General features: G+C 72.3%; 3 protein-coding genes and 1 pseudogene. 1 reads left to right on the top strand and 3 read right to left on the bottom strand.

Features of this window, described 5'->3' with window-relative positions; genetic code table 11:
- A pseudogene (locus ACYC1Z_RS14790) lies at positions 1-344 on the top strand (ISL3 family transposase); the annotation flags it as partial.
- Positions 345-483: 139 nt separating this feature from the next.
- Here ACYC1Z_RS14790 and ACYC1Z_RS14785 read toward each other — a convergent pair.
- From ACYC1Z_RS14785 to istA, 3 genes are read right to left on the bottom strand one after another with little or no spacing between them, the layout of a single operon-like run.
- Entirely contained in the window at positions 484-762 is a 279-nt protein-coding gene (locus ACYC1Z_RS14785) for a hypothetical protein (protein ID WP_461410275.1), read from the bottom strand.
- Positions 759-1,565, bottom strand: coding sequence for an IS21-like element helper ATPase IstB (istB, locus tag ACYC1Z_RS14780; protein WP_461410274.1), 807 nt, complete (start codon positions 1,563-1,565; stop codon positions 759-761). The genes ACYC1Z_RS14785 and istB overlap by 4 nt, the downstream gene beginning before the upstream one ends.
- A complete protein-coding gene (gene istA / locus ACYC1Z_RS14775; protein WP_461410273.1) occupies positions 1,562-3,109 on the bottom strand; it encodes an IS21 family transposase in 1,548 nt (515 codons plus the stop codon). Before istA ends, istB begins: the two co-directional genes overlap by 4 nt.
- Positions 3,110-3,302 lie beyond the last annotated feature (193 nt).

Genomic DNA, 3,302 nt, shown 5'->3' with positions numbered 1-3,302 from the left:
GCCGCTCCAAGCAGACCTTCAAGCAGTGGCTGGCCGAGCGCCCGCAGGCCTGGCGCGACGCGGTCGAGGTCGTGGCCATGGATGGCTTCTCTGGGTTCAAGACCGCCACCGCCGAGGAGCTCCCCGACGCGGTCGCCGTCATGGATCCCTTTCACGTAGTCAGGTTGGCCGGTGACGCGCTCGATGACTGCCGGCGGCGCGTCCAGCAGGACACCCGCGGGCACCGCGGCCGCAAGGGCGACCCGCTCTACTCCGCCCGCCGGACCCTGCACACCGGTACCGACTTGCTCACCGAGAAGCAGACCCAGCGCCTTGACGCCCTGTTCGACGGTGACACCCACGTCTGAGTATGACAACCCCATTTGGCCCCACTGTGATGCTCCGACTTGGCCCCACCCCGGGTGTGTGGGGGTCGTGCGCGACGCCGGGTGACGGCGGTGGTTCGAGCGCCGCGGGTGTTCGCCGCGGGGGCTGGACGGTCGGTTAGAACTCGGTGGTCAGGCTCGGCGGGGGTTGATGGTCGTTGGGTGCCTGGGCGGGGGTAGTGCCCAGGGCGGTGGCGATCGCGTCCCAGTCGCGGCGGTGTGGCTCGATGCCGGCGATGGTGGTGGTGATCAGCGCGGTCGCGGTTGCGGCGAGCTCGGTCAGGGTCTGGAGGTAGGTGATGTCGGTGCGTGCTCGGTCGCGGGTCTCGGCGAGGGTCTCGGCGGCGGTGATGATCGCCGCCACGGCGTACTCGTCGGTGCGGATCGTGGGTCTCATGCGCGTCGCTCCCTGGTGGTCCGCAGCCGGTAGGAGGCCGTGCCGGTGTTGATGATGTGGGCGTTGAAGGTCAGGCGGTCGACGACGGCGGCGGCGAGGCGGGGGTCGGTGAACGTGGCGCCCCACTCGCTGAACGGGGCGTTGGTGGCGCAGGCGATCGAGGCGCGTTCCTCGCGTTCGGTGATGATCTGGAAGAGCAGCTCGGCCCCGCGCGGGTCGAGGCTGACGTAGCCGAGCTCGTCCAGGCAGAGCAGGTCGAGGCGGGCGTAGCGGCCGACGACGCGGGAGAGCTGTTTGGTGTCGGCGGCCTCGGCGAGCTCGTTGACCAGCGCGGCGGTGGTGACGTAGCGGACCCTCCGGCCTTGTTCGGCCGCGGTGGTGCCCAGGGCGATGAGGAGGTGGGTCTTGCCGGTCCCGGAGTCCCCGAGCAGGACGAGGGGCTGGCCGGCGTCGATCCAGGCCCCGGTGGCGAGGTGGGCCAGGGTCGCCGGGGGCAGGTCCGTGATCGCGGCGGTGTCGAAGTCCTCCAGGCGTTTGGTGCGGGGGAACTTGGCTTCCTTGACGCGCCGGAGCCGGCGGCGTGATTCGCGGTCGTCGCACTCGGCGGCCAGGACCTCGGCGAGGTAGGCCTTGTGGGTGAGGCGTTCGCGGGCCGCGGCCTCGGCGAGTGGGCCGGCCTGGGTGCGGATCGTGGGCAGGAACAGGGTCCGGCACGCGACGGTGATCGCGGCCTCGGCGGCGGCCTCGGTCAGGGCGGTGACCGACGCGGTCGGCGCCGGTGCCGTGGGGGTGGGCGCGCTCATGCCCGGGCCCCGGCGGTGAGGAGCTCGTCGTAGGCGTGCAGGGACGGCGCGGGCCGGCCCTGGTGGGCCGCGGCCGGGGCGGTCGCCGGCACGACCACCGCCGCCGCCGCGGTGGTCAGGCCGGTGCGGCGGGCCTCGACGGCGACCAGGTCGGGGTCGAAGCGCCCCATGACCAGGGCGGCCTCCATCCCGGCGATGATGTCGGCGGCGGGCAGGGCCGTGCGGTGCAGGAGCAGCACCCCGACCAGGGCCCGGGTGCCGTCCTTGTCGCCCAGGGCGGCCCGCGCGGCCTTCCAGTAGGCCTCGTGCGTCGTGGTGAACGCCCCGCCCGCCCGCGCGGCGACCAGGGCGGTGGCCCCGGCCAGCGCACCGGGCTTACGGGTCAGGACCTCGAGGTAGTGATCCAGCACGAGGTCTTCGGTGTACTTGTGCAGCGAGCGGGTGTGCGTGGCCACCACCGCGCCGTCGCCGATCGCGGTGATGGTCCGGGCGCCGAGGCGGACCTGCAGGCGCCGGCCGGCGTAGCGGGCCGGGACGGAGTAGTAGGACTGCCGCACGCAGACCCGGGCCCGCGCGTCGACCCGGCACGAGAGCGTCTGGGCCGGGTCGAACGCCTCGACGGGCAGGGCCCGCAGCCCGGGCAGCTCCCGGGCGGCGGCCGCCCCGACCGTCTCCAGGCGCCCGGTGATGCGCCGGTCGTCGTCCTTGGCGTCGGCGGCGGCCATGAACGCGTTCAGCTCGGCCAGGGTCTCGAACTTCGGGACCGGGACCAGGTGCCGGCGCCGGAACCGGCCGACCTCACCCTCGACGCCGCCCTTCTCGTGCGCCCCCTCCAGGCCCGGGATGCAGAAGAACGAGTCGAACCCGTACGTCGAGCGCATGGCGATGAACCGGGGGTTCTCCAGCCGGTCACGGCCCAGCAGGACCCGGATCACCGCCGGGGTCAGGTTGTCGTAGCGGACCATCCCGGTCGGGACCCCGCCCAGGGCCTCGAAGGCGACCACGTGACCGTCGAGGAAGGACTCCTGGGCCTGGTTCGCGTAGGCGACATGGACGGCCTTGCCCGAGTGCGACAGGCGCAGGATGAACATCCACAGCCTGACCCAGACCCCACCGACCCACGCACCGAACTCCCCGAAGTCGACCTCGGCCTCCTCGGCCGGGGCGTGGGTCTGGGGGACCTTGACGTCCGCCAGCGCCCCGGCGATCTCCCGGCGCAGCTGCCCGACCAGGGCCCGCACGCTCGACTCGGCCACCACGGCCCCCTCCTCCTCGACCAGGCGCTGCCAGACCCGCCGGGCCGTGTGGCGCTGCTTGCGCGGCACACCCTTGTCTTCCTCGAGCCACCGCCGGACCGTGACCACGTGCTCACCCATGACCGGCGAGGCGCGGTCGGGGACCTTCCGCTGCGGCGGCGTCGCGTCCCCGAGCGCCTGGCGGACCGTGCGGCGATGGACCTGGTACTTCTCGGACAGCGCCCGGATCGACATGTCTTCATCCCTCCGGTCGCGTCGGATACTTTCGAACTGCTCCACTCTCGACATCTCCTTCAACGCCTTCACCTCTCCCGTGATCGCCTTGGCAGACGATCCGGACGGTAAGGGCTAGTAGGTCGAGGGTGGGGCCAAATCAGAGCATCAAAACCGCTCCAGGTGGGGCCACTTCAGACTGGCACACTCAGTGCCTCAATCGACCACGGTGGACGATGCGTTCTATGCCTGGTGAACCCGCTCGGCC

Source organism: Georgenia sp. (assembly GCF_054605595.1).
The sequence above is the reverse complement of the archived record's forward strand: the minus strand, read 5'-3'. Positions and strand labels throughout refer to the sequence as shown.

Coding starts and splice junctions, on each gene's coding strand:
- ACYC1Z_RS14785 (WP_461410275.1), bottom strand. CDS start 762: ATGAGACCCACGATCCGCACCGACGAGTACGCCGTGGCGGCGATCATC.
- istB (WP_461410274.1), bottom strand. CDS start 1,565: ATGAGCGCGCCCACCCCCACGGCACCGGCGCCGACCGCGTCGGTCACC.
- istA (WP_461410273.1), bottom strand. CDS start 3,109: ATGTCGAGAGTGGAGCAGTTCGAAAGTATCCGACGCGACCGGAGGGAT.